Here is a 24,277-nt window from a genome sequence, read left to right on the forward strand (position 1 = left end):
GGGCCCCGGCCGACGTCGCTCCGAGTTCGCCGGAAGGCCCCCGGGAGCGACATCTGCACGGGCTAGGGTGTGCGGATGAACAGGATCGCCGTCGTCCCGGGGTCGTTCGACCCGGTCACCCTGGGTCACGTCGACGTGATCGCCCGGGCCGCCCACGTCTTCGACGAGGTGCACGTGCTCGTGGTCCACAACCCCGACAAGTCGGCGCTGCTGCCGCTGCCGAAGCGCGTCTCGCTGCTCGAGCGGTCGCTCCGCGAGGCGGGCCTCCCGCCGTCGGTGACCGTTCACAGCTGGAGCGTCGGCCTGCTGGTCGACTACTGCACCGAGGTCGGCGCCTCCGTGCTCGTCAAGGGCATCCGGTCGCAGGTCGACGTGGCCTACGAGACCCCGATGGCGATCATGAACCGCAGCCTCGCCGGCGTCGAGACGGTCTTCATGCTGCCCGACCCCGCCCACGCCCACGTGTCGAGCTCGCTGGTGCGCCAGGTCGCGGCCCTCGGCGGCGACGTCGCCCCGTACGTCCCCGCCAGCGTCGCCGAGTACCTCGCGGCCACCTGACCCACCCGCACGGCAGCGTCGCCGGCCCCCGGCCCGTCCTCCCGTGCGACCCGACCACCCCGCACGCCCGCCCGACGCCCTCCGGGAGAGACCATGAGCACGACCAGCGACACCCGACCGTCCGACCGTGCCCTGCGGGGCGACGGCGACCTCGACGTCATGCCCCTGCCCGAGGTGCAGGCCGCCGCGCGCCGGATCATGGAGGCGGTGGCCACAGTCATCGACGGCAAGGACGGCGCGATCGGCACGGCCCTCACCGTCCTGCTCGCCGAGGGGCACCTCCTCATCGAGGACGTCCCCGGCGTCGGCAAGACCCAGCTCGCCCGCGCGCTCGCCAAGGCCGTCGACGCCCGGGTCACGCGCATCCAGTTCACCCCCGACCTGCTGCCGAGCGACATCACGGGCGTCTCGATCTACGACCGCGACCGCGGGGGCTTCGAGTTCACGCCCGGCCCCGTCTTCGCCAACGTGGTGATCGGCGACGAGATCAACCGCGCCTCCCCGAAGACGCAGTCCGCCCTGCTCGAGAGCCTGGAGGAGCGGCAGGTCACGGTCGACGGGGTCACGCACCCGCTGCCCGACCCCTTCCTCGTCGTCGCGACCCAGAACCCGGTCGAGATGGAGGGCACGTACTCGCTGCCGGAGGCGCAGCGCGACCGGTTCATGGCCCGGATCTCGCTCGGCTACCCCGACACCGAGAGCGAGCTGCGCATGCTGCAGCAGCGCGAGCGCGTCAGCCCGCTCGAGAAGGTGCGGCCCCTCGTGTCGCTCGACGAGCTGCGCCGCATGATCGCGGCGGTGCGGACGGTCTACACGGCCGAGCCGGTCGAGCGCTACGCCGTCGACGTCGTCCAGGCGACGCGTCGCCACCCCGACGTGCGGCTCGGCGCGAGCCCCCGCGCGACGCTGCAGCTCATGCGGGCGGCCAAGTCGTGGGCGGCGCTCAACGGCCGCGGCTTCGTGGTGCCCGACGACGTCGACGCGATGAGCGGGCCCGTGCTCGGCCACCGGATCATCCTCGCCGGGCGCGCCGGGGCCGGCGCGGTGTCGGCGGCGTACGACGTGGTGGCCGACGTCGTCGCCTCGACCGACGTGCCGCTCGGCGACACGGCCGGCCGACGCTGACCGTGGCGCGCGGGGGAGTGCCCACGCCGACGCGGCGCGGCGGGGTCGTGGTGGGCGCGGGGCTGCTGCTCGCCGTCGCGGGCGCGCTCCTCGAGTCGCCGCCCCTCGTCTTCGCCGGCGTGGCGCTCGTGGCCCTCGTGGTCGCGGTCGTCCTGTCGCTGCTCGTCCGCGGGGTCGACGTCGTCGTGGGCCGCCGCTTCACTCCCTCGCGGGGCGTCGCGGGGTGGTCGGCGGTCGAGACCCTGACGGTGACGCCCCGCTCGGGGCGCGCCCAGCAGGCCGCCCTGCGCGACGAGGTGCCGTGGGGCCGCGCCCGCCGCTCGACGGCCGTGCCCGTCACGCTCGAGCCGGGGCGCACCTCCACCGTGACCTTCCGCCACCCGGAGCTGAGCCGGGGGCGGCACCGCGTCGGCCCGCTCCACGTCGAGCTCGTCGAGTCGTTCGGCGTGGCCCGTCGCCGCGTCGTCGCGCCCGGCACCGCCGAGTTCGTCGTCGTGCCCGAGGCCGTCGACCTCGGCCTCGCCCGCGAGTCGAGGTCGCTGGGCGACGGCGCGCGGCGACAGCGCGAGCACAGCCTCTCCGGCGGCGAGGACGACCCGATCACGCGGGAGTACCGTCGCGGCGACCCGCTGCGGCGGGTGCACTGGAAGGCCACGGCCCGCCACGGCGACCTCATGGTCCGGCAGGAGGAGCAGCACGGGCTGCCGAGCGCCCGCCTCGTGCTGGCGCTCGGGTCGGTCGGCTGGTCGGACTCCGTCTCCGCGTCGGGCGCCGTGAGCGCCGACGCGACGGGGGCCGACGTCGCCCGCAGCGACGCATTCGAGTGGGCGCTGTCGGTCGTCGCGACCCTCGGGGTCGAATGGGGCCACGCGGGCTCCGTCGCCGTGCTCGGCACGCCGGGGGGCAGCCTCGTGGCGCGCCACGACCCCGACGCCACCGGCGCGTGGCTCGACGCCCTGGCCGACCTCCAGCTCGACGACGCCAGCGACTCCCTCGCGCCGCCGCCCGCGGCCCGGGAGCCCGTCACGGCGGTCGTCTCGGGCCTCACCCGCGCCGAGCTCGACCAGCTGGGCCGCTCCCGCGCGGCCGGGTCGACGGCCGTCGCGCTCGTGGTCTCGCCGACGCTCAGCTTCACCGCCGTGGGCGGCGGGGCCGGCCCCTCGTCGACGGAGCCCACGGCCGTCCTGTCGCCCGAGGCCGTCGCCGCGTCGCTCCGCGAGGCGGGCTGGCGCGTCGTGGAGGCCACGCCGACCGAGCCGGTCGGCGACGCCGTGCGTCGAGGCGGGCTGCTCCGTGGCTGAGCCGCGGCGGTCCCGGCGCACAGGGGGCGAGCCGGAGGGCGCTCGCTGGCCCGTGGTCGCCCTCGTCTGGCTCGTGCTCGTCGTCTCGCTCGCGAGCCTGTCGTCGCTCTTCCTCGGCGTGGGCTGGTGGTTCGCGGGGGCGGGCGTCTCCGCCGTCGTGCTGGGCGCCTCCGGCCTCGTCCGCTCGCTCCGCGGCTCGCCGTGGCTGGCCTGGCTCGTCGGGCTGCTGGCCGGCACGGCGACCGCCACGGCGATCGTCTCGGGCGGCACCGCCGTGCTCGGCGTCGTGCCGACCGCCGCGACCCTGCAGCGGGTGCGCGACCTCAGCGACCAGGCGGCCCTCACCATCTCCGACGGCACCGCCCCGGTCGCCGTCGACGACGGCGTGCTCGCGACCGTCGTGGGCGCGGTGCTCGTCGTCTCGCTCCTCGTCGACCTGCTCGCCTCGGTCGGCCGCCTCCCCGGCGCGACGGGCCTCTTCCCGGCGGTCGTCCTCGCCGTGCCGGCCTTCGTGCCGACGGCCGAGACCCGGTGGCCCTGGGTCGTCGCGGCCGTGCTGCTCTACCTCCTGCTCCTCATGGTCTCGTCGGGGCGCAGGCCGACCCCGGCCGGGGCCGTCGGGGCCGTCGCCGCGGTGGCCGTCGCGGGCCTGGTGACGAGCCTCGTTCCCCTCGGGGGCGTCTCGCCGCTCACCGGCGTCGCGTCCGGCACGGGCCTCGCCACGGGCGTCAACCCGATCATCGACCTCGGCGACGACCTCCGCCGCGGGGCGCCCGTGAGCGTCCTCACCTACCGCTCGTCCGACGAGCAGGGCACGTACCTCAAGCTCGTCGACCTCGTCGACTTCTCCGGCCGCAGCTGGAGCCCCGCCGACGTCGAGCTCGACCCCGACGCCACCGTCGACGTCCTGCCCGAGGCGCCCGGGGTCGACGCCGACACCACCCGGCGGGCGGTCGAGACGCGGGTGACCATCGGCGTGCTCCGCAGCCCGTACCTCCCGGTGCCCGTGCCGCCGACCGAGATCACCGGCATCGACGACGGCTGGTCGGTCGTCGACGAGTCGGGCGTGACGGTGCGGAGCGACGACGAGAGCACGCAGGGGCTCGAGTACACCGTGCGCAGCCGCCCGGTCGACCCCACCGAGGACGAGGTGGTCGCGACCCTCGGCGACGCACCGGCCGACATGGCCCCCTACCTCGCCGTCGACGGGGTGCCCGCGACCGTCAGCGAGCAGGCGGCCGAGGTCACGGCCGACGCCGCGAACCCCTTCGACGCGGCCGTCGCCCTCCAGGACTGGTTCCGCGACGGCGACTTCACCTACTCGGAGGAGACCCCCGTCGACCAGGGCTACGACGGCAGCGGCCTGGACGCCGTCGAGACGTTCCTGCGCGTGCGCAGCGGGTACTGCGTGCACTTCGCCTCGGCGATGGCCGTGATGGCCCGCACCCTGGGCATCCCGTCCCGCGTGGCGGTCGGCTTCCTGCCGGGGGAGTCCACCGGCTTCGCCGACGACCAGGAGCGCACGGTCAGCAGCGACGACCTGCACACCTGGCCCGAGCTGTACTTCCAGGGGCTCGGCTGGGTGCCCTTCGAGCCGACCGTCGGGCTCGGCCGGCCCCAGTCGTTCCTGCAGGAGACCGGCGTCGAGCCGACGGCGGCTCCCACCGACCCCGCCGAGGCCACGCCGACCCCCACGGCGGAGGCGCCCGCGACCACCGGCCCCGACGCGCCCACCGCCACGCCCAGCGACCCCGCCCGGGCGGCGGGGTCCTCCGGCAACGCCGCGGTGGCCGTCCCGGGCGGCCTGGCCGCGCTCCTGGTGCTCCTCGTGCTGGCGCTCGTCGTCCCCTCGGGCCTGCGGGCCGGCCGCCGTCGTCGGCGGCTGGCCGCCGAGCCGCCCGACGCCGCGCTGCGGGCGTGGCAGGAGGTGCTCGACACCGCCGACGACCTGCGGCTCGACGTCCCGCGCTCGGCGACGCCGGGGGCGGCGGCCGAGGTCCTGGCCGCCCACCTGGGCGCCGCGTCCGGCGGTCGACGTCGGCACGGCTCCGAGGAGTCGCGGGCCGCGCTCGACCGCGTGGTGACCGGCCTGACGACCGAGCGGTTCGCCGGCCGGCCGGCGGAGGCCGACGTGGGCAGGGACGCGCGTCGCGTCGTCGACGCCCTCCGCGCCTCCTCGACGCCCCGACGCCGCGCCGCCGCGCTCCTCGCGCCGCGCTCGCTGTGGGCGAGCACGGGCGCGCGTCGGCCCCGCAGAGCGTAAACTCTCCCCTCGTGCCTCACTTCACCCCCACCCCCTACACGCTGACGGTGTACGACCTGCTGCACCGCGCAGGCGAGATGCGCGAGCACACCGTCGACGTCACGGTGCCCGAGAAGCTCGGCGAGGGCCCGGTCGCGGTCGCGACCGGTGCAGCCCTCGAGCTCGACGTGCGCCTCGAGGGCCTGCACGACGGCATCCTCGCCTCCGGGCACGTCTCCTCGACGGCCACCGGCGAGTGCAGCCGGTGCCTGCGCGCCATCGAGCAGCCCGTCGAAGTCGATTTCGCCGAGCTTTTCGCGTATGCTGTCGACGAAGCTTTCGACTATCAGGTTCAAGACGATCACGTGGATCTTGAACCCGTGGTCAGAGACGCAGTGGTTCTGTCACTGCCCTTCCAGCCGGTGTGTCGGCCGGATTGCCCTGGAATGGACCCGGTGACGGGTGAACGTATCGAGGACATCCCCGACTACACGCCTCATGAGAACGTCGATCCCCGGTGGTCGGCCCTCGCGGGGTTCCAGGCTGAATCGGCACCTGCCGACGGCGAGCCAGCGAGCCCGGGTCACCACGACCGCGGCGAGCAGGGCGAGCAGCACTAGCACCACCGCGTCAGCACCACGCGCGTCACCACCACGACAGACCAGGCACCCGCGAGGGCGCCGCAACAGAGAAGAGAACCTCATGGCCGTTCCCAAGAGGAAGCAGTCCCGCTCCAACACGCACGCCCGCCGCTCGCAGTGGAAGGCCACTCCCGTGCAGCTCGTCAAGACCATCGAGAACGGCAAGGTCACGTACAGCCTCCCGCACCGCGCCAAGGTCGTGGAAGACAGCGCCGGCACCGCCCTGTACATGGAGTACAAGGGCCGCAAGGTCGCCGACGTCTGAGCACGTCGAGCGTGACCACGTCCGTCTTCGAGGTCTCGAAGTGACGTCCACCAGGGATCAGCCCGTGTCGAGCGCCAGCGCCGACCGGGCTGATCTTCTGTCACGCCTGCAGATCGACGTCAGCGACGAGCTGATCGACCTCGCCCTGACGCACCGCTCGTACGCGTACGAGCACGGCGGCATCGGCAACAACGAGCGCCTCGAGTTCCTCGGCGACTCGATCCTCGGCCAGGCCGTGACGGTCATGCTGTTCACCGAGAACCCCGACCTCGACGAGGGGGAGCTCGCCAAGCGGCGCGCGAGCCTCGTCAGCACGGTCGCACTGGCCGAGGTGGCCCGCAACATCGACCTCGGCCGCCACCTGCGGCTCGGCCGGGGCGAAGAGCTCACCGGCGGCCGCGAGAAGCACTCGATCCTCGCCGACACCGTCGAGGCGATCATCGGGGCGACGTACCTCGACGCCGGCGCCGACGCGGCGACGGAGTTCGTGCTGCGCCTCGTCGCGCCGCTGCTCGTCGACCCCGACCGCTTCGGCGCCGCGATGGACCCGAAGACGAGCCTGCAAGAACTGGCGGCCTCGCTCGGCCTCGGCGCCCCGTCGTACCACCTCACCGACAGCGGCCCCGACCACGACAAGCGGTTCCACGCGATCGTCCGGCTCGGCGCCGACGACGTCGCGACGGGCCACGGCAGCAGCAAGAAGCAGGCCGAGATGGCCGCCGCGCTCGACGCGTGGACCCGGCTCAGCGCCGGGGCTCGCTGACCCGTGCCGGAGCTCCCCGAGGTCGAGGTCGTCCGCGCCGGCCTCGCGCCGGTGGTGGCCGGCGCCGTCGTCACCGACGTCGAGGTCCTCGACGACCGGTCGCTGAAGCGGCACCGCGGCCCGTCCGACGACTTCGTCGACCGCCTCGTGGGCGGCACCCTCGACGCGGCGGTGCGCCGGGGCAAGTTCCTCTGGTTCCCGTTCGAGCCCGCCGCCGTGCACGACCAGCCGCTGGCGCTGGTGGCGCACCTCGGCATGAGCGGGCAGGTGCTGCTGCGCGAGCGCGACGCCGAGCCCGACCGCCTGATGCGGGTGCGGCTCGACGTCGAGAGCCCCGCGCACGGGCCGCTGCGCCTCGCCTTCGTCGACCAGCGCATCTTCGGCTCCATGGCCCTCGACGAGACCGTCCCCACGCTCGACGGGGCGCCCGCGGGCTGGGCCGGCGCCGAGCTGCTCGGCTCCGGGCCGCTGCCGAGCGCGGCGGACGGCCGTCCCACCGACCCGACCCGCGCCTCCTGGGAGCTCCGCGTTCCGCAGCAGGTCTCCCACATCGCGCGCGACCCGCTCGACCCGGCCTTCGACGAGGGGCGGGTGCTGACGCGGCTGCTCGCCCGGCGCACCGGCGTCAAGCGGGCCCTGCTCGACCAGGGCCTGCTGAGCGGCGTGGGCAACATCTACGCCGACGAGAGCCTCTGGGCGGCCCGCGTGCACCCTGAGCAGCCCACCGAGAGCCTGACCCGGGCCCGTGCCCGGACCCTGCTCGCCGAGGTGCGCACGGTGCTGCTCCGCGCCCTGGGCGAGGGAGGCACGAGCTTCGACGCGCAGTACGTCAACGTCAACGGGCAGTCGGGCTACTTCAGCCACAGCCTGGCGGCCTACGGCCAGCAGGGCAAGCCCTGCCCGCGCTGCGGCACCCCGATCGAGCGTGCGGCGTTCATGAACCGCTCGAGCCACTTCTGCCCCCGGTGCCAGCGGGTGCACGGGGCCTGAGGGGCGGGCCGGTGTCGGTCCCGGCGTCGTCGGTGGCCGCACCTATCCTGGGAGGCACGGGCCCCGGTCGTCGTCGGCCGTCCCGTTCCGTGACGCGCGAGACGAAGGGGGGCCCCGGGTGCACCTGAAGAGCCTCACCCTCAAGGGCTTCAAGTCGTTCGCGTCGCCGACCACCTTCGCCTTCGAGCCCGGCGTCACCTGCGTCGTCGGCCCCAACGGCTCGGGCAAGAGCAACGTCGTCGACGCGCTCGCCTGGGTCATGGGCGAGCAGGGCGCCAAGAACCTCCGCGGCGGAAAGATGGAGGACGTCATCTTCGCCGGCACCTCGACCCGGGGGCCCCTCGGCCGGGCCCAGGTCGTGCTCACCATCGACAACTCCGACGGAGCCCTGCCGATCGACTACGCCGAGGTGACGATCAGCCGAACGCTCTTCCGCTCGGGCGGCAGCGAGTACGCGATCAACGGCGAGGGCTGTCGGCTCCTCGACGTGCAGGAGCTGCTCAGCGACTCCGGGCTCGGGCGCGAGATGCACGTCATCGTCGGCCAGGGCCAGCTCGACGCGGTGCTGCACGCCACCCCGGAGGAGCGCCGGGGCTTCGTCGAGGAGGCCGCGGGCATCCTGAAGCACCGGCGCCGCAAGGAGAAGACCCTCCGCAAGCTCGACGCCATGCAGGCCAACCTGACGCGGCTGAGCGACCTGGCCGGCGAGCTGCGCCGGCAGCTCAAGCCCCTGGGCCGACAGGCCGCGGTCGCGCGGGAGGCCCAGACCATCGCCGCGGTGGTGCGCGACGCCCGGGCCCGGCTCGTCGCCGACGAGGTCGTCGGCCTCCGCGACGTGCTCGCGCGCCAGGGGCGCACCGAGTCCGAGCGGCGTGCCGAGCGGCAGGTGCTCCAGGAGCAGCTCGACCAGGCCAAGGCCCGCGAGCACCGGCTCGAGCAGGCGATGATCGGCGACGCCGTCGACCAGGCCCGCCGCGTCGCGTTCGGGCTCGAGTCCGTGCACGAACGCCTCCGCAGCCTCACCAGCCTGGCCCAGCAGCGCCTCCAGCTGCTCGCCCAGCAGAGCCACCAGCCGGCCGTCGAGACGACCGTCAGCGCGGGCATGGTCGCCGACGCGCGCGAGGAGGCCGTCCGGCTGCAGGGCGGCGTCGCCGAGGCGGAGGCGGCCGTCGCCCGCGCGGGCGCCGACGTCGCGGCGGCCCGGTCGCGGCTCGACGCCCTCGACGAGCAGATCGCGGCGCGCAGCGCCGAGGTCGCGCGGCACGACCTCGAGCTCTCGCGGCTCCGGGGCGCGGCTGACGCCGCGCGGTCCGGTCTCGCCGCCGTCCGCGGCGAGCTGCTCCGCCAGGGGGCCGCGCTCGAGGCGGCCGAGCAGCGCCTCGCCGCGGGCCGGGCGGAGCAGGCGGAGCTAGAGCGCTCGGCGTCCGACGCCGATCCCGCTTCCGACCCCGACCCCGTCGCCGCCTCTGTCTCCGTCTCCGTCGCCGCCGCCGAAGGGGGAGGGGGTCCCGCGGCTCCCGGTCCCGTCGACCACGCCGCGGTGCGCGACGAGGCCGAGCGACGCGTCGCCGAGCTCGAGTCCCGCGTCGCCGAGCAGGAGGCGCGGGTCGACGACCTGCGCGACCGACGCCACGCGGCCGAGCGCGAGCGCGACGCCCTCGCCGCTCGTCGGGCCGCGCTGGCCATGGCCCTCGACCAGGGCGACGGCTCGTCGGCGCTGGTCGCCGCCGGGCGGCCGGGCGTCCGGGGACTCGTCGCCGAGCACGTCCAGGTCGACGAGGGGTGGGAGGTCGCGGTCGCCGCGGCCCTCGGCAGCGTCGTGGACGGCGTGCTGGCCGACGACTCCGCCGCGGCCCTCGACGCAGTCGTGCACGCGGCCGACGAGGCCCTCGGCCGCGTCGAGGTCGTCGTCGCCGAGCCCGCCCGCTCGCGCGTCGACCTGGCCGTCGCCCTGCCCGAGGGGGCCGTCGCCGCCGTCTCGGTCGTGACGGGCCCCGAGGGCGTGCTCGGCCTGTTGGCGAGCACCGTGCTCGCCGTCGACCTCGACGCCGCCCGCCGCGCGTGGGCGGCCCTGACGGAGCACCCCCTCCCCGTGACGGTCATCACGCGCTCCGGTGAGGTCCTCACCGACTGGGTCCTCCGCGGCGGGTCGGGCGGCGAGCGTTCGCGCCTCGAGCTCGTCGCCGACCGCGACGAGGCCGCCGAGCGGCTCGTCGGCGTCGGCGCCGCCGTCGACGACCTCGCCCGCGAGCACGACGAGGCCGCCGACCAGCTGGCGGCCGCCCGCACGGCCCTCCGCGAGGCCGCCGCGGCTGTGCGGCAGGCCGCCGCCGCGGCGCGGGCGCAGGAGCAGGCCCTCGCGGCCCAGGAGCAGCGGCTCGACCGCGTGCGCGCCCGGGTCGAGGCGGCCGAGGCCGAGGTGGAGCGCCTCCGCGGCGCGCTCGGCGACGCCGAGTCGTCCGTGCAGCAGGCGGAGGCGCGGGTGACGGAGGCCGTCGCGGCCCACGACGAGCACGCCGCCCGTCCGCGCCCCGTCCTCGACGCGTCGGGGCGGGACGACGTCGTCGCCGAGGTCGAGCGTGCGCGGGGCACCGAGGTCGAGGCCCGCGTCCGCCTGGAGACCGTCCGCGAGCGGGTGCGCACCGAGGTCGCGAGGGCCGAGGGGCTCGAGCGGCGTCGTCGTCAGCAGGCCGCCGCCGCGGAGGAGCAGGCGCGGCGCACGGTGCTCCGGCAGCAGCAGATGGCGACGACCTCGGCGGTGCTCGACGCCCTGCCCCTGGTCGTCGACTCCGTCGCTCGCTCGCTGGGCGAGGCCCGCACCGACCTGGCCGCCCGGGAGGCCGCCCGCGCGGAGCAGAACGAGGAGCTCGTGGCGCTCCGGCGCGACGAGCGGGCCCTGCGGGAGCGACTCAGCTCCGTCACCGAGCACGTGCACGGCCTCGAGATGGAGATCTACGAGAAGAAGCTGCACGTCGGTCAGCTGCTCGAGCGGGCCGCGTCCGAGCTGGGGCTCTCCGAGGAGGTCCTCGTGGCCGAGTACGGGCCCGACGTGCCGGTGCCCGACGACGCCGCGCTGGCCACGGCGCGGACGGCTGACCTCGATCCCGACGCCGACGCCGACGCCGACGCCGACGTCAGCGCCGACGCTCCCGACGACCTCCCGAGCACGCCCTACGACCGGGAGGAACAGACGCGGCGCCTCGCCGCGGCCGAGGCGAAGCTGGCCCGGCTCGGCCGTGTCAACCCGCTCGCCCTGGAGGAGTTCTCTGCCCTCGAACAGCGGCACGCCTTCCTCGCCGACCAGCTGAGCGACCTCACGGCGACCCGACGCGACCTGCTGACGATCATCGACGAGATCGACGCGAAGATGCAGACGGTCTTCGCGAGCGCGTTCGCCGACACGAGCGCGGCGTTCGACCGGGTGTTCCCGGTGCTCTTCCCGGGGGGCAGCGGCTCGCTGACCCTGACCGACCCCGACGACCTCCTCGGCACGGGCATCGAGGTGACGGTGCGCCCCGCCGGCAAGAAGATCGAGCGGCTCTCGCTGCTGAGCGGCGGCGAGCGCTCGCTCGCGGCGGTGGCGCTGCTCATCGCGATCTTCAAGGCCCGGCCGAGCCCGTTCTACATCATGGACGAGGTCGAGGCCGCCCTCGACGACGCGAACCTCGGCCGCCTCCTGACGATCTTCCAGGACCTCCGCGAGTCCAGCCAGCTCATCGTCATCACGCACCAGAAGCGCACGATGGAGATCGCCGACGCTCTCTACGGGGTGTCGATGCGCCAGGACGGCGTGAGCGCCGTCGTCGGCCAGCGCGTCGCGGCCGAGCAGGTCGGCTGACCGACCCCCTCGGGGGCCGGGCCCCCGACGACGAGACGACCCGCGCCTCCCGGGCTCGCGGAGGAGCGGGGGAGGCGCGGGTCGTCTCGAGACGGAGAGCCCGTCGTCCGGTCAGTCGGCGTCGGCCTCGTGCAGCGCCCCGTTGACGGTGAGCACCTTCCACGACTCGCCGTCCCACTCGACGGTGTTGGCGGCGGCGTTCTCGATGTGGGGCGCCTCGCTGCCCATGATGGCCGACAGGGTGAATCGGATGATCGTGCCGTGGCAGACGACGACGATGCTCGCGTCGGGGCCGTCGAGGGGGAGGCGCGTGTCGCGGATCATCTCGAGGGCACCGAGGCCGCGGGCCGCCACCGACTCACGGGGCTCGATGTCGGGGTACGACTCGTTCGGCTCGTCGGGGATGGGCGAGTCCGGCACCCAGCCCTCGCGCGAGGCGTAGTCGCGCTCGATCAGCTCGTCGTACGCGTCGCCGAGCTCGATCCCGAGCTCGGACGCGATGATCTGCGCCGTCTCGCGGGCCCGACCGAGCGGCGACGACACGATCGCCGACCACGGCTCGCCCGAGAGCAGCCGTGCGGCCTCGCGGGCCTGGCCTCGACCGGTCTCGTTGAGCGGGACGTCGGACGAGCCCTGGAGCTTGTCCTGGCTGTTCCAGTCGGTCTGGCCGTGGCGGATGAGTTCGAGTCGCATGAGCGGGTGTTCCTGTTCGATCGAGGGCCGGTGCGCCGCCGCCCTCGTGGGGCGGCGGCGCGGTGACGGCGATCAGCTGTCGCTGGGCTCCTTCACCGGCACCACGACCTCGCGCTTCCCGTCTCGACGCACCTTGGCGAGACTGAGGACCGTGGCGACGGCGATCGTCGCGAGGATGAAGCTGAGGGAGAACCAGATCGGGATCTCGGGGACCCACTCGACCGGCTGACCGCCGTTGATGAACGGTACCTCGTTCACGTGCAGAGCGTGGAAGAGGAGCTTCACGCCGATGAACGCGAGGATGACCGCGAGGCCCTGGGCCAGGTACACGAGGCGCTCGAGCAGGCCCGAGATCAGGAAGTACAGCTGGCGGAGGCCGAGCAGCGAGAAGGCGTTCGCGGTGAAGACGATGTACGCCTCCTGCGTGAGGCCGAAGATCGCCGGGATCGAGTCGAGCGCGAAGAGCACGTCGGTGAGGCCGATCGCGACCATCACCAGGAAGAGCGGGGTGAAGAGGCGCTTGCCGTCGATCTTCGTGGTGAGGCGGTCCTCGACGTAGTCGGGGGAGGTGGGGATGATGCGGCGCAGGAAGCGGATGAGCTTGCTGTCGGCCTGGTCGCCCTCGTCTTCTCCGCCCTTGACCTGGCTGTAGGCGAGCCAGAAGAGGAGGAGGCCGAACAGGTAGAAGACCCACGAGAAGTTGTCGATGATGGCGACGCCGGCGGCGATGAAGAGGCCGCGTGAGATCAGCGCGATCGCGATGCCGACGAGCAGGACCTTCTGCTGGTAGATCCGCGGGACGGCGAACGCCGTCATGATGATCAGGAAGACGAAGAGGTTGTCGACCGACAGGGCCTTCTCGGTGATGTAGCCCGCGAAGTACTCACCGCCGAACGTCCAGTTCGAGAAGATGCCGACGCCCACGCCGAACAGGATCGCGATGCCGATGTAGACGGCCGACCAGATGGCCGACTCGCGGATGGTGGGCTCGTGCGGCGTGCGCACGTGGCTGTAGAAGTCGAAGACGAGGAGCCCGAGGATTCCGGCGATCGTGATGATCCAGGTGACGAGTGAGACGTCCATGCAGTTCCCTTCAGTACGCATGAATGTGTACTGAAGGTCTCTTCCACTCGATCGTCAGATGATCGAGCCGATGCACCGGGTCGAGACTGGGCTCTTCCGTATTGACGACGCACCGTGAACGGAATACTCCCCTTCAACGTCTCGACACTAGCAGGAGGTCGGCCCGCGGCCGACTGCGAATAGGCTGAGCGCATGGCTTCCCCCTGGTCCCTCTCCGGTGCCCTCCGTGGCATGTTCGCGAAGAAGACGATCGACGAGACCACGTGGGACGACCTGGAGGAGGCGCTGATCGGCGCCGACTTCGGCCCCGACGTCACCGAGCAGGTCATCGACGACCTCCGTGCGAAGGTGCAGCGCTACTCGACGACCGACCCCGCCGACCTCAAGCGCATGCTCCGCGAGACGCTGGAGGAGCGCCTCTCGGCCCTCGACTCCACCCTCAAGCTCAGCGCCCGGCCCGCCGTCGTGCTGATGGTCGGCGTCAACGGCGTCGGCAAGACCACGACCATCGGCAAGTTCGCCAAGTTCCTCCGCAACTACGACCGGTCCGTCGTGGTCGGCGCGGCCGACACGTTCCGCGCCGCCGCCGTCGAGCAGGTCGCCACCTGGGCCGAGCGCGCGGGCGCGCAGATCGTCCGCCCCCAGCAGCCCGGCCAGGATCCAGCCTCGGTCGCGTTCCAGACCGTCGAGTACGCGATGCGCACCGGCGTCGAGATCGTCCTGATCGACACCGCGGGGCGCCTGCAGACGAAGTCGGGCCTGATGGACGAGCTGTCGAAGATCAAGCGGGTCGTCGAGAAGCAGACCGAGATCGCCGAGGTGCTGCTCGTGCTCGACGCGACGACGGGCCAGAACGGCCTCGCCCAGGCGCAGGCCTTCATCGAGCACGCGGGCGTGACCGGCCTGGTGCTGACGAAGCTCGACGGCTCGGCCCGCGGCGGGTTCGTCCTCGCCGTGCAGGAGCAGACCGGCATCCCGATCAAGCTCGTCGGGCAGGGCGAGGGCATCGGCGACCTCACCGGCTTCACGCCGCACGTCTTCGTGCAGAACCTCATCGGCTGACCGGTGCCCGGCCGGGCGGCCCCGGGGGAGGCGCGGGTCGGCCCACGGGGGCGACCCGCGGCCCGTCGTCGGTTAAGATGGCGACACCATGGCCACATTCGGAACCCTCTCTGACCGCCTCGCGGACACGTTCAAGAACCTCCGCAACAAGGGCAAGCTCAGCCCCGCCGACGTCGACGGCACCGTCCGCGAGATCCGTCGTGCCCTGCTCGACGCCGACGTCGCGTTCGACGTCGTCAAGGCGTTCACGAACACGGTGCGCGACCGGGCCCTCGGCGACGAGGTCAGCAAGGCCCTGAACCCGGCCCAGCAGGTCGTCCAGATCGTGAACGAAGAGCTGATCGAGATCCTCGGCGGTCGTCAGCGTCGGCTCGAGTTCGCGAAGAACCCGCCGACCGTGATCATGCTCGCCGGCCTCCAGGGCGCCGGCAAGACGACCCTCGCGGGCAAGCTCGCGAAGTGGCTCGCGAAGGACGGCCACACGCCGCTGCTCGTGGCCTGCGACCTCCAGCGCCCCAACGCCGTGCAGCAGCTGCAGGTCGTCGGCGAGCAGGCCGGCGCGGCCGTGTTCGCCCCCGAGCCGGGCAACGGGGTCGGCGACCCGGTCAAGGTCGCCAAGCAGGCCATGAAGTTCGCCCGCGACAAGGTCTACGACACCGTCATCATCGACACCGCCGGCCGCCTCGGCGTCGACGCCGAGATGATGAAGCAGGCCGCCAACATCCGCAAGGCGGTCGACCCCGACGAGGTGCTCTTCGTCATCGACGCGATGATCGGCCAGGACGCCGTCGCGACCGCCAAGGCCTTCCAGGCGGGCGTCGACTTCACCGGCGTCGTCCTGTCGAAGCTCGACGGCGACGCGCGCGGCGGCGCCGCGCTCAGCGTGGCCTCGGTGACGGGTCGCCCCATCATGTTCGCGTCGACGGGCGAGACCCTCGACGCCTTCGAGCCCTTCCACCCCGACCGCATGGCGAGCCGGATCCTCGACCTCGGCGACATCCTCTCGCTCATCGAGCAGGCACAGGGCGCGTTCGACGAGGCCGAGGCCCGTGCCGTCGCGGAGAAGATCGCGACCGACAACTTCACGCTCGACGACTTCCTGAAGCAGATGCAGCAGCTGCGCAAGATGGGGTCGATCAAGGGCATGCTCGGCATGCTGCCGGGCGCCAAGGGCATGCGCGAGCAGCTCGAGAACTTCGACGAGCGCGAGATCGTCCGCACCGAGGCGATCATCCAGTCGATGACGCCGCAGGAGCGCGCCCTGCCGAAGCTCCTCAACGGGTCGCGCCGACTGCGCATCGCGCGGGGCTCGGGCATGACGGTCACCGACGTGAACCAGCTCGTCCAGCGTTTCGAGCAGGCCTCCAAGATGATGAAGACCGTGGCCAAGGGCGGGGTTCCCCAGGTGCCCGGCATGGGCCCGATCCCCGGGGCCTCCTACGGCGGCAAGCGCCCCGCCGCCAAGAAGAAGGGCTCGAAGGCCGGCAACCCCGCCAAGCGCGCGGCCCAGAACGCGGCCCTCGCCACGGGCACCAAGCCGGGAGGCGCGGCGCCGGCCAGCGGGTCCGGCTTCGGCCTCGGCGGTGCCCCCGCCGGCGATGGCGCCCCGTCGGCGGAGGAGATGGCCTCGCTGCAGAAGTTCCTCGGCCGGGGCTGACCCGGTCGCGCCGTCCGTCTCGGCTGACGCCTCGGGCCCGCGGTCCCGCCGCGGGCCCGCGGCGTCACCGGGCGTTCACCAGGTGCCCGGGTAGTGCAGCTCGAAGCGTGACACCTTGCCCACGAGGCCGTTGCGGTAGCTCTGTTCCTGCACCGTGACGCCGGCGGGGCGCTCCCGGGCGTCCGTCCAGAGCAGGCCGGACGTCGGCACGGTCGTCTCCCAGATGAAGAAGTCGTCGTTGCGAGAACCGTCCGGTGAGTCGAAGACGCTGAGCTCCGTCCCGATCGGCATGTTCGTGAACGACACGTAGTAGGCGTCGTCGTTCCTGCACGAGTGGCTGTTCGACCTGAAGTCGACGGACTCGGCCACCTCTCCCCGGAACCCGGGCGTCTCGAGAGCGCGGAACCGGACGGTGCACATGTGCTTCGAGGCGCCCTCCCGGTAGTGGAAGGCCACCGTCGCGGGCTTCGAGGCGCCGACGTCGACGGTGAGGGACGCGATCGGCTCGAGGCAGTAGTCGCACGCGGCCGTCGAGCCCTGCCGGGGGGAGTACACCGTGACGGTCGAGGTGCCCTGCGCCACGACCGGGAGGTTGACGTGCCCCCGTGCCTTGTGCGTCGGGCCCGTGCTCCAGGCGCCCAGAGCGGGTCCCGTGACCTCCACGACGGAGGTCGACAGGTCGATCGCACGCCCGGAGCGCCCGACGAGCAGGTCCAGCGCCTGGGCGCCGCCTCGGCTGAGGACGTCGACCTGCGTCGTGAGCGGCGTCGTCGTGTCCGGGATCGCCAGGTCGTCCCCCATCCGGCTCACCCAGCTGATGTCCGCTCGACGGCTCGCGCCGAGGCTGAAGAAGGACAGGTCGTCGATCTCGGCGCGTCCGTGCAGCCTCACCGTCGTCGTGGCTGCCGTGAACTCCACGAACGTCGGCCGGCTCGTCCAGCCCGGGGGAGTCGGGGCTCGGTCCAGGGGCACCTGGTGCGTGGGGTCGTCGAGCCACATGGTCGAGCTCGAGCCCGAGGGCGCGTTCTTCGAGCGGAACGAGACACGGTAGCGGTGGCCCGGGGTGAGGCCCTCCTTCGTCCACGAGATCTCGCCGGCGCCGGCCGGGCGCACCGTCCCCGGCGTCGACGCGTGGCCCGTCCACCCCGAGAAGTCGCCGTCGTCGAAGTCGGAGTGCTGATCCGCCGACTTGATGCCGATCTGCATGCCGCGGCGCAGCTCGACGTCGTAGACCGACCTCCCGTCGCGCTGCTGGTCGCGGACGGCCGCGCCCGTGGCCTCGTCCATGGTGAGGAGGACCGCCCGCTCGTCGAGCAGGAGCGGAGCCCGGTTCGTCGGGGAGGCGAGGTCGGGGCTGCGGTACCAGCGATGCCCGTCGATCCGCTCGACGGCGAAGGCCCGGTCGATGGCCTCCCCGATCGTCAGCCGCGGGGTCGAGTCGTCCGGGTCGCGGAGGTCCGGTGCCACGACGTGGCGCTGGGCCGTGTCGATCCCGGCGTCCAGCACCAGGGTCGCCGTGGACTCGCGGATGCCGGTGAGCACGGGGCCCCACTGGCCGGCCGCCGGATCGAGGCGCCCCGAGACCACGCGGCCGAAGGTGCCGGACGTCTGGGGCGTGTCGAGCGACACCTCGCCGCTCCGACCCAGCTGCTCCAGCTCGTCCGCGGTCGCGGTGAGGTCGACGGTGCCGGCGTCGTTGATGGTCTCGACCGAGAGCGCCGCCGAGCCCCGTGCCGGGTAGCTCTCTCCGGCGCCCAGGGCGTCCGCCCGGAAGTTCGGGCCGGCTCGGAAGCTGGCCATGGTCTGCTGCCCCTCCAGCACCCAGCTGGTCGTCGGGTGCGCATCGAAGACGGGTGCGCTGCCGGCGTTGTGGTAACGGACGTTGCCGTTCAGCGAAGCGGCCTTCGACGCGCTCCGGGTGACGAGCTCCTGCCACGACGTCGAGGTGCCCTCCGTCACGCTGTGTGACCGGGTCCACGAGAAGTTGAACTCCTGTGACACCTTCGTCTCGCCGCTCAGGCCCTCCGGCCCGGCCGAGGCTCCGCTCTCGACGCCGACCTTGCCGCCGAGGGTCCTGCTCCACGAGTTCGTCGTCGAGAGGCTGCGCGTCCGGGTCGTCGACTCGCTGGTCGTGTCGTTCAGGGTCACGACGAGCTTCTCGAGATCGACGCCGACGGCGGGCGCGGCGGCGACGAGCGGGTCGCGGGCCTCGGTGCGGGTGCCGCCCGGCATCATGGCCGACACCTTCTCGAGATCGGTGTAGGGGTCGCGGGCCGAGCGGCAGTGGTTCGGGTCCGAGAGGTACTTCGTGTGGCCGCGAGCGGCGAGGTCGTCCCGCCAGGGGACGAGCGAGGAGTCGACGAGGGCGTAGCCGCCGCGCTCGAGGTCGTCGGGGACGAGGTCGTGGTCACGGTCGCCGGGCAGCGCGGCGCCGCACGCCAGACCGGCACGGGCACCGGGGCTCGAGACGACCGGGGTCGAGAGGTCGGCCTCGGCGACGGGCTGCCACGGCGATCCGGCGTCGCTCGACCAGCCCAGCGTGATCGCGGTCCCCTCGGGAGGAGCCTCGACCGAGAGGCGCACGGTCGTCGGACGGTCCGGGGTCGTCTCGACGGTCACGATCTCGTCGGCGGTCCGGTCGGGGGAGGCGACGTCGGGGCCCACGCCGTCGCGGAGGACCGCGAACGAGCGGGGGCCGGCCAGCTCGGTCGTGACCGCCGCGTCGAGGGTGATCGTCGTGGCGCCGGCGGGGACGCGGGCCGGCGACCGCCATGAGACGGAGACCGTCTCGGCGGAGTCGCCGCCCCCGAGCGCCGTGACGAGCGGCGCCGTCCCTGCGAACGGCTCGTCGGCGGGGACGCCGCTGTCACCGGCCGGCGGCGGCGGACCGTCGAGCGTCGAGGCCGACGCGGCCTGCGGGGGCGGGGTCAGGGCGTCGGCGACGAGCGCGACGCCCAGGACCGCCGCCACGAGCGGTGGGATGGACGTGAGGAATATCGGATGTCTCATCGGTGCATCGAATGGCAGCCGGGCGGGCCGTGCCCGACTGTTACGCCGTGTTACGTCGAGCCTCCTGCCCGTCCGTGCCGTTCTCGTGCCCGCGGCACGGCGTCACAGGTCCGCGGAGAGCCCCTCGTCGAACTCGCGGACCAGCGACGCGACGACCGGACGGAGATCGCCGCCGTGGGCCGCGGCCACGGCCAGTTGGCGCTGGTAGCTGGCGCCCCGGTCGGTGATCGACGCGAGCGAGTGCAGCTCGTCGAGGCAGCCCAGGCGATCGGCGGCGGGCTCGAGGGTCGTCACCAGGTCTCGCAGGTCGTCGGTCACGAGGCGCTCGTCGCCCGCGGCGTTCTGGATGACGATCGCGTCCATGCCGTAGCGGGCCGCGCGCCACTTGTTCTCGCGGACGAACCAGGGCTGCATCGAGGGCAGCGTCTCGCCGCGGTCCAGGCGGTCGGACATGTCGTCCACCAGGCACTGGACGAGGGCGGTCACGGCGGCGACCTCGTCGGTGGTCGCGATGCCGTCGAAGACCCGGCTCTCGAGCGTCCCCCACCTCGGCGAGGGGCGCAGGTCCCAACGCAGTTCGCTGTGGTCGTCGATCACGCCCGTGAGGGTCAGGTCCGCGACCATGGCCTCGTACTCCGACCAGGTCTCGAACTGGGGCGGCAGGCCGGCCGTGGGCAGCTGCTGGAACATCAGGGCGCGGTTCGAGGCGTAGCCCGTCTCCTCGCCCACCCAGAACGGGCTGGAGGCGGTCAGGGCCTGGAAGTGCGGCAGGTAGGTGAGCATGCCGTTCATGATCGGGAGCACCTTGTCGCGCGAGTCGATCCCGACGTGGACGTGGACGCCCCAGATCATCATCTGGCGGCCCCACCAGCGGGTGCGGTCGATCAGCGTGGCGTACCGCTCCTTGTCGGGGGTGACCTCCTGGTCGACGTACCGGCTGTACGGGTGCGTGCCGGCGCAGATGAGGTCGGCGCCGAGCGCGGCCGCCGGGCCACGGACCTGGTCGATGGTGGCCCGGAGGTCGTCGACGGCCCCGGCGACCCGGTGGTGCACCCCGGTGACGACCTCGACGGTGTTGGTCAGGAGCTCGTTCGTCAGACGGTCGCCGTCCTCGTTGAGGTGGGCCAGGTCGGCGAGGATCTGCGGAGCGCGAGGGGCCAGTTCGCCGCTCTCGTGGTCGACGAGGGCCAGCTCCCACTCGACGCCGAGGGTCGACCGCTCTGAGCTGGTGAAGTCGATCTGCATGGGTGCTGCCTCCCGCTCGGCGCGTGCGCGCCGACCCATCCTGACAGCCGGGGGAGTCGCGTGACCGTCCGTGTCGCGGCCCCCGCCCGACGACACGGCGGCGGGTTCGCGAGAGATTGGTGGAACCGGTCGTTCGTCTGCAACAATGGTGGGTCGAGTCTCCGGTCGCCCGACCCTCTAATCAGGTGGCCGCCGAGACCTCATAGAGCTTCCGAGCCGAGTGTGCCCCCACGCTCACGGCTAGCAACTCGCCCACATCACATCAACAGGAGAATTGTGGCTGTCAAGATCCGTCTCAAGCGCATGGGCAAGATCCGTGCACCGTACTACCGCATCGTCGTCGCCGACGCGCGCACCAAGCGCGACGGTCGTGTCATCGAGGAGATCGGCAAGTACCACCCCACCGAGGAGCCCTCGTTCATCGAGGTCGAGTCGGAGCGTGCGCAGTACTGGCTGAGCGTCGGCGCGCAGCCGACCGAGCAGGTCGCCGCGCTGCTGAAGCTCACGGGCGACTGGGGCAAGTTCAAGGGCGACGCCGACGCCGTCAGCACCGTCAAGACCAAGGCCCCCAAGGAGGCCTTCGTCGCCGACGAGAAGAAGAAGCCGGTCCTCGTCCCCAAGTCGGAGAAGCCCGCCAAGGCCGAGCCCGCCGAGGCCCCCGCCGCCGACGACGCCGAGACCACCGAGGCGTAGTCAGTGCTCGCACCTGCACTCGAGCACCTCGTCCGGGGGATCGTCGATCACCCGGACGAGGTGCAGGTCGTGGAGAAGACCTCTCCTCGGGGCGACGTCCTCGAGGTGCACGTCCACGCTGACGACCTGGGCCGCGTCATCGGTCGCGCCGGTCGGACGGCGAAGGCACTCCGCACCCTGGTCACGGCCCTGGCCGACGGCAAGCGCGTGCGGGTCGACGTCGTCGACGGCGACCTCTAGGCCGTGAGCACGAACGACAAGACCCAGCTCCGGGTCGGGCGCCTGACCAAGGCGCACGGCCTGAAGGGCGCGCTCAAGCTCGAGCTCTTCACCGACACTCCCGAGCAGCGCTTCACCCCCGGCTCCTCCTTCACCCTGCAGGTGCCCGAGACCAGTGAGTGGCACGGCCGGAGCATCACGCTCACCGAGCTCCGCTGGTACAACGGCCACCCCGTCGGCTTCTTCGAGGGCGTCGACGACCGCACCGCCGCCGAGTCCCTGGTCAAGGCGATCCTCTGGGTCGACCAAGACCTGGACGAGCTCCCCGACGAGGACGACGCCTGGTACCACCACCAGCTCGTCGGCCTCCGGGTCGAGCGTGACGGCGTCGAGGTCGGGACCGTCTCGCGCGTCGACCACCTCCCCGCCCAGGACTTGCTCGCCGTGGCGACGCCCGCGGGCGAGGTGCTGGTGCCGTTCGTGACGGCGATCGTGCCGAGCGTCGACATCGAGGCGGGCGTCATCACCGTCACCCCGCCGGCGGGTCTCTTCGAGGAGCTCGTCGACGACAGCTCCGACGACGAGTCCGTCGACACCGGCGACGTCGAGGGTGAGAGCCCTGACGACGCCGTGGGCGAGGCCCCCGAGGCCGACCGCGCCGACGACGGCAGCTGACGATGCGCATCGACATCGTGTCGATCTTCCCGGAGTTCTTCGGGGTGCTCGACATCTCCCTGCTCGGCAAGGCCCGTCAGCAGGGCCTGCTCGACGTCGCCGTGCACGACCTGCGCGACTTCACCCACGACCGGCACCGCACCGTCGACGACACCCCGTACGGCGGCGGTGCCGGCATGGTGATGCGGCCCGAGCCCTGGGGCGAGGCCCTCGACCACGTGCTGGGCGACGAGGCGAGCCCCGAGACCACCACGCTGATCGTGCCCTCGCCGGCGGGCACGCCCTTCACGCAGGCCCTCGCCCGCGAGCTGGCCGTCGCCCCGCACCTCGTGTTCGCCTGCGGGCGCTACGAGGGCATCGACCAGCGCGTGGTCGAGCACGCCGCCGAGCGCGTGACCGTCCGCGAGATCAGCCTCGGCGACTACGTGCTGAACGGCGGCGAGGTCGCCGTGACGGCGATGGTCGAGGCGATCGGTCGCCTCGTGCCGGGTGTCGTGGGCAACCCCGAGAGCCTGACGGAGGAGAGCCACGAGGGTGGCCTCCTCGAGTACCCCAGCTACACGAAGCCCGCGAGCTGGCGGGGCCACGACGTGCCCCCGGTGCTCCTCAGCGGCAACCACGGCGCCATCGCGACCTGGCGCCACGAGCAGCAGGTCGCCCGCACCCGGCGCGTCCGCCCCGACCTGCTCGGCGAGTAGCGCCTCCCGCCGCGCCCCGGAGCAGCCTGCTCAGCCGCGGGCGGTCAGGACGAGCGGACCGTCGGCCGTCACGGCGACCGTGTGCTCCGCGTGCGCGGCCCGCGAGCCGTCGGCGCTGCGCAGGGTCCAGCCGTCGGCGTCCGTGACGATCTCGTCCGTGCCGAGCATCAGCCACGGCTCGATCGCGATCACGAGGCCCGGCCGGAGGGGCCAGCCCCGGCCGGCGCGGCCGTCGTTCGGCACGTGCGGGTCGCCGTGCATGGTCGTGCCGACGCCGTGGCCGCCGAACTGGAGATTGACGGAGAACCCCGCTCCTCGAGCCACGTCGCCGATCGCGGCCGAGACGTCGCCGAGCTTGCCGCCCGGCTGCGCGGCCGCGATCCCGGCCTCGAGCGCCCGCTCGCAGGTCTCGATGAGTCGGCGGTCGTCCGGCGTCGGCTCGGCGCCGACGACGAACGAGACCGCGGAGTCGGCGACCCAGCCGTCGACGGCGCAGGCGAAGTCGAGGCTGAGCAGGTCGCCCTTCCGCAGGCGGTACCGGTGCGGCAGACCGTGCAGCGCCGCGTCGTTGACGGAGGTGCAGATCACCTTCCCGAACGGGCTGGCCCCGAACGACGGGTGGTAGTCGTGGTAGCTGCTCTCGGCCCCGCGCTCGCGGATCATGTCGTGGGCGAGGGCGTCGAGGTCGAGCAGGTCGACGCCCGGCGCCGCGGCCGCCCGCGTCGCCTCGAGGACGGAGGCGACGAACGCCCCCGCCGGTCGCATGCGGTCGATCTCGTCGGGGGTGCGCAGCTCGATCATGCAGCCATTCTCCACCGTCGTTCCCTAGCCTCGACCGCATGGTGCTGCGTCGAGTCCTCTACCGCCTCCTCTGGCCCGCCGTCGTGGTGCTGCCCCTGTGGGTCCTGCTCGGCCGTGCGGCCTTCGGGGTGCCCCTCGGGGCGCAGGTGCTCGGCCAGATCGTCCTCGTGCCCCTCCTGTTCGTCGCGCAGGCGGCCGCCGTCGGCGTCGTGGTGGCGCGACGGAGCGTGCGCCGGGCGCGCGCGGTCTCGTGGCTCGACGCCGGCCTCCTGCTCCTGACCTGGCTGGCCCAGCTGGCCCTCGGCTTCTTCCTCGTCGACTCCCTGGCCGGGTCGCGGCCGGCCTCGGCGTTCACGCAGCTCGCCGGCGACGGCCGGGTCGACCTGTCGACGGCGCTGTTCGCCGTCTCCGCCGTCCTGACGATCCTGGGCGGCCTGGGCCTGGCGGTCGCCGCGGTCCGGCAGTTCGTGCAGGAGGCGCGGGGCCGGGTGGCCGCGTCGCTGGCCGACCTCGACCGCCTCGCGTCCGGCGCCGCGGGGCCGACGCCTCCTCGTGGGGGCCCGGCCTCCGACGACGCCCCGGTGATCACCATCACGCCGCGCTCCTGACGCGGTGGCGGCCCGGAGTCGACCTGTGGCACACTTGACGCTTGTGCCTGCGCACGACTCTGCCACAGGGGAGTCTGCTCTCGTCAGCGCACGACCTCTTTCATCACCTCG

General features: G+C 73.2%; 21 protein-coding genes. 16 read left to right on the forward strand and 5 right to left on the reverse strand.

Annotated elements, in window-relative coordinates:
- Positions 1 to 75 precede the first annotated feature (75 nt).
- The 9 genes from coaD to smc all read left to right on the forward strand — a co-directional run bounded on the left by coaD (position 76) and on the right by smc (position 11,723).
- Positions 76 to 558 carry a pantetheine-phosphate adenylyltransferase gene (gene coaD / locus IFT45_RS05445; protein WP_056053542.1) on the forward strand — a complete coding sequence of 161 codons (483 nt, stop codon included), beginning with the start codon at positions 76 to 78 and terminating at the stop codon, positions 556 to 558.
- A 93-nt stretch (positions 559 to 651) separates the two neighbouring features.
- Complete coding sequence (locus IFT45_RS05450) at positions 652 to 1,683, forward strand: MoxR family ATPase (RefSeq protein WP_056053545.1); 1,032 nt, start codon at positions 652 to 654, stop codon at positions 1,681 to 1,683.
- A gap of 17 nt (positions 1,684 to 1,700) precedes the next feature.
- A complete protein-coding gene (locus IFT45_RS17740; protein WP_192127080.1) occupies positions 1,701 to 2,984 on the forward strand; it encodes a DUF58 domain-containing protein in 1,284 nt (427 codons plus the stop codon).
- A 52-nt stretch (positions 2,985 to 3,036) separates the two neighbouring features.
- Complete coding sequence (locus tag IFT45_RS17745; RefSeq protein ID WP_192127082.1) at positions 3,037 to 5,247, forward strand: transglutaminaseTgpA domain-containing protein; 2,211 nt, start codon at positions 3,037 to 3,039, stop codon at positions 5,245 to 5,247.
- Between the two features lie 11 nt (positions 5,248 to 5,258).
- The gene (locus IFT45_RS05465; RefSeq protein ID WP_371810880.1) at positions 5,259 to 5,846 is read left to right on the forward strand and encodes a DUF177 domain-containing protein; all 588 of its coding nucleotides are present in this window, start codon (positions 5,259 to 5,261) and stop codon (positions 5,844 to 5,846) included.
- An 82-nt stretch (positions 5,847 to 5,928) separates the two neighbouring features.
- Positions 5,929 to 6,132, forward strand: a complete 204-nt coding sequence (gene rpmF, locus IFT45_RS05470; RefSeq protein WP_043593937.1) for a 50S ribosomal protein L32 — start codon at positions 5,929 to 5,931, stop codon at positions 6,130 to 6,132.
- A 64-nt stretch (positions 6,133 to 6,196) separates the two neighbouring features.
- Entirely contained in the window at positions 6,197 to 6,895 is a 699-nt protein-coding gene (gene rnc / locus IFT45_RS05475; protein ID WP_056053555.1) for a ribonuclease III, read from the forward strand.
- Between the two features lie 3 nt (positions 6,896 to 6,898).
- Complete coding sequence (mutM, locus tag IFT45_RS05480) at positions 6,899 to 7,885, forward strand: bifunctional DNA-formamidopyrimidine glycosylase/DNA-(apurinic or apyrimidinic site) lyase (protein WP_192127084.1); 987 nt, start codon at positions 6,899 to 6,901, stop codon at positions 7,883 to 7,885.
- A 118-nt stretch (positions 7,886 to 8,003) separates the two neighbouring features.
- Positions 8,004 to 11,723 carry a chromosome segregation protein SMC gene (smc, locus tag IFT45_RS05485; protein ID WP_192127086.1) on the forward strand — a complete coding sequence of 1,240 codons (3,720 nt, stop codon included), beginning with the start codon at positions 8,004 to 8,006 and terminating at the stop codon, positions 11,721 to 11,723.
- Positions 11,724 to 11,834: 111 nt separating this feature from the next.
- Here smc and IFT45_RS05490 read toward each other — a convergent pair whose 3' ends face one another.
- Both IFT45_RS05490 and IFT45_RS05495 read right to left on the reverse strand, forming a co-directional pair.
- A complete protein-coding gene (locus IFT45_RS05490; protein WP_167258842.1) occupies positions 11,835 to 12,416 on the reverse strand; it encodes a histidine phosphatase family protein in 582 nt (193 codons plus the stop codon).
- Positions 12,417 to 12,488: 72 nt separating this feature from the next.
- Positions 12,489 to 13,499: a TerC family protein gene (locus IFT45_RS05495; RefSeq protein WP_056053566.1), complete on the reverse strand. Its 1,011-nt coding sequence runs from the start codon at positions 13,497 to 13,499 to the stop codon at positions 12,489 to 12,491.
- A 192-nt stretch (positions 13,500 to 13,691) separates the two neighbouring features.
- On the opposite strand from IFT45_RS05495, the gene ftsY reads away from it, so the two are divergent.
- Positions 13,692 to 14,561: a signal recognition particle-docking protein FtsY gene (gene ftsY, locus IFT45_RS05500; RefSeq protein WP_192127088.1), complete on the forward strand. Its 870-nt coding sequence runs from the start codon at positions 13,692 to 13,694 to the stop codon at positions 14,559 to 14,561.
- Between the two features lie 88 nt (positions 14,562 to 14,649).
- Positions 14,650 to 16,218 carry a signal recognition particle protein gene (gene ffh, locus IFT45_RS05505; protein WP_056053572.1) on the forward strand — a complete coding sequence of 523 codons (1,569 nt, stop codon included), beginning with the start codon at positions 14,650 to 14,652 and terminating at the stop codon, positions 16,216 to 16,218.
- 75 nt (positions 16,219 to 16,293) lie between these two features.
- Here ffh and IFT45_RS05510 read toward each other — a convergent pair whose 3' ends face one another.
- Both IFT45_RS05510 and IFT45_RS05515 read right to left on the reverse strand, forming a co-directional pair.
- Positions 16,294 to 19,227, reverse strand: a complete 2,934-nt coding sequence (locus tag IFT45_RS05510) for a binary toxin-like calcium binding domain-containing protein (RefSeq protein WP_192127090.1) — start codon at positions 19,225 to 19,227, stop codon at positions 16,294 to 16,296.
- A gap of 102 nt (positions 19,228 to 19,329) precedes the next feature.
- A complete protein-coding gene (locus tag IFT45_RS05515) occupies positions 19,330 to 20,472 on the reverse strand; it encodes a glutamate--cysteine ligase (protein ID WP_056053578.1) in 1,143 nt (380 codons plus the stop codon).
- 276 nt (positions 20,473 to 20,748) lie between these two features.
- Here IFT45_RS05515 and rpsP point away from each other — a divergent pair, with 276 nt between their 5' ends.
- Genes rpsP through trmD form a run of 4 tightly spaced genes read left to right on the forward strand, consistent with a single transcriptional unit; the run spans position 20,749 to position 22,757 of the window.
- A complete protein-coding gene (rpsP, locus tag IFT45_RS05520) occupies positions 20,749 to 21,165 on the forward strand; it encodes a 30S ribosomal protein S16 (RefSeq protein ID WP_056053584.1) in 417 nt (138 codons plus the stop codon).
- 3 nt (positions 21,166 to 21,168) lie between these two features.
- Positions 21,169 to 21,405 carry an RNA-binding protein gene (locus IFT45_RS05525; RefSeq protein ID WP_056053586.1) on the forward strand — a complete coding sequence of 79 codons (237 nt, stop codon included), beginning with the start codon at positions 21,169 to 21,171 and terminating at the stop codon, positions 21,403 to 21,405.
- Positions 21,406 to 21,408: 3 nt separating this feature from the next.
- On the forward strand, positions 21,409 to 22,059 hold the full coding sequence (rimM, locus tag IFT45_RS05530; RefSeq protein WP_192127093.1) for a ribosome maturation factor RimM: 651 nt from the start codon (positions 21,409 to 21,411) through the stop codon (positions 22,057 to 22,059).
- 2 nt (positions 22,060 to 22,061) lie between these two features.
- Positions 22,062 to 22,757 (forward strand): tRNA (guanosine(37)-N1)-methyltransferase TrmD, encoded by a 696-nt coding sequence (trmD, locus tag IFT45_RS05535; RefSeq protein WP_167258848.1) that lies wholly within the window; start codon positions 22,062 to 22,064, stop codon positions 22,755 to 22,757.
- 30 nt (positions 22,758 to 22,787) lie between these two features.
- Here trmD and map read toward each other — a convergent pair whose 3' ends face one another.
- Positions 22,788 to 23,558, reverse strand: a complete 771-nt coding sequence (gene map / locus IFT45_RS05540; RefSeq protein ID WP_192127095.1) for a type I methionyl aminopeptidase — start codon at positions 23,556 to 23,558, stop codon at positions 22,788 to 22,790.
- Between the two features lie 38 nt (positions 23,559 to 23,596).
- Here map and IFT45_RS05545 point away from each other — a divergent pair, with 38 nt between their 5' ends.
- A complete protein-coding gene (locus tag IFT45_RS05545) occupies positions 23,597 to 24,166 on the forward strand; it encodes a hypothetical protein (RefSeq protein ID WP_192127097.1) in 570 nt (189 codons plus the stop codon).
- Positions 24,167 to 24,277 lie beyond the last annotated feature (111 nt).

Origin of the sequence: Frigoribacterium sp. CFBP 13707 (genome assembly GCF_014842245.1) — a bacterium.
In the GTDB taxonomy this organism is placed as follows: domain Bacteria; phylum Actinomycetota; class Actinomycetes; order Actinomycetales; family Microbacteriaceae; genus Frigoribacterium; species Frigoribacterium endophyticum.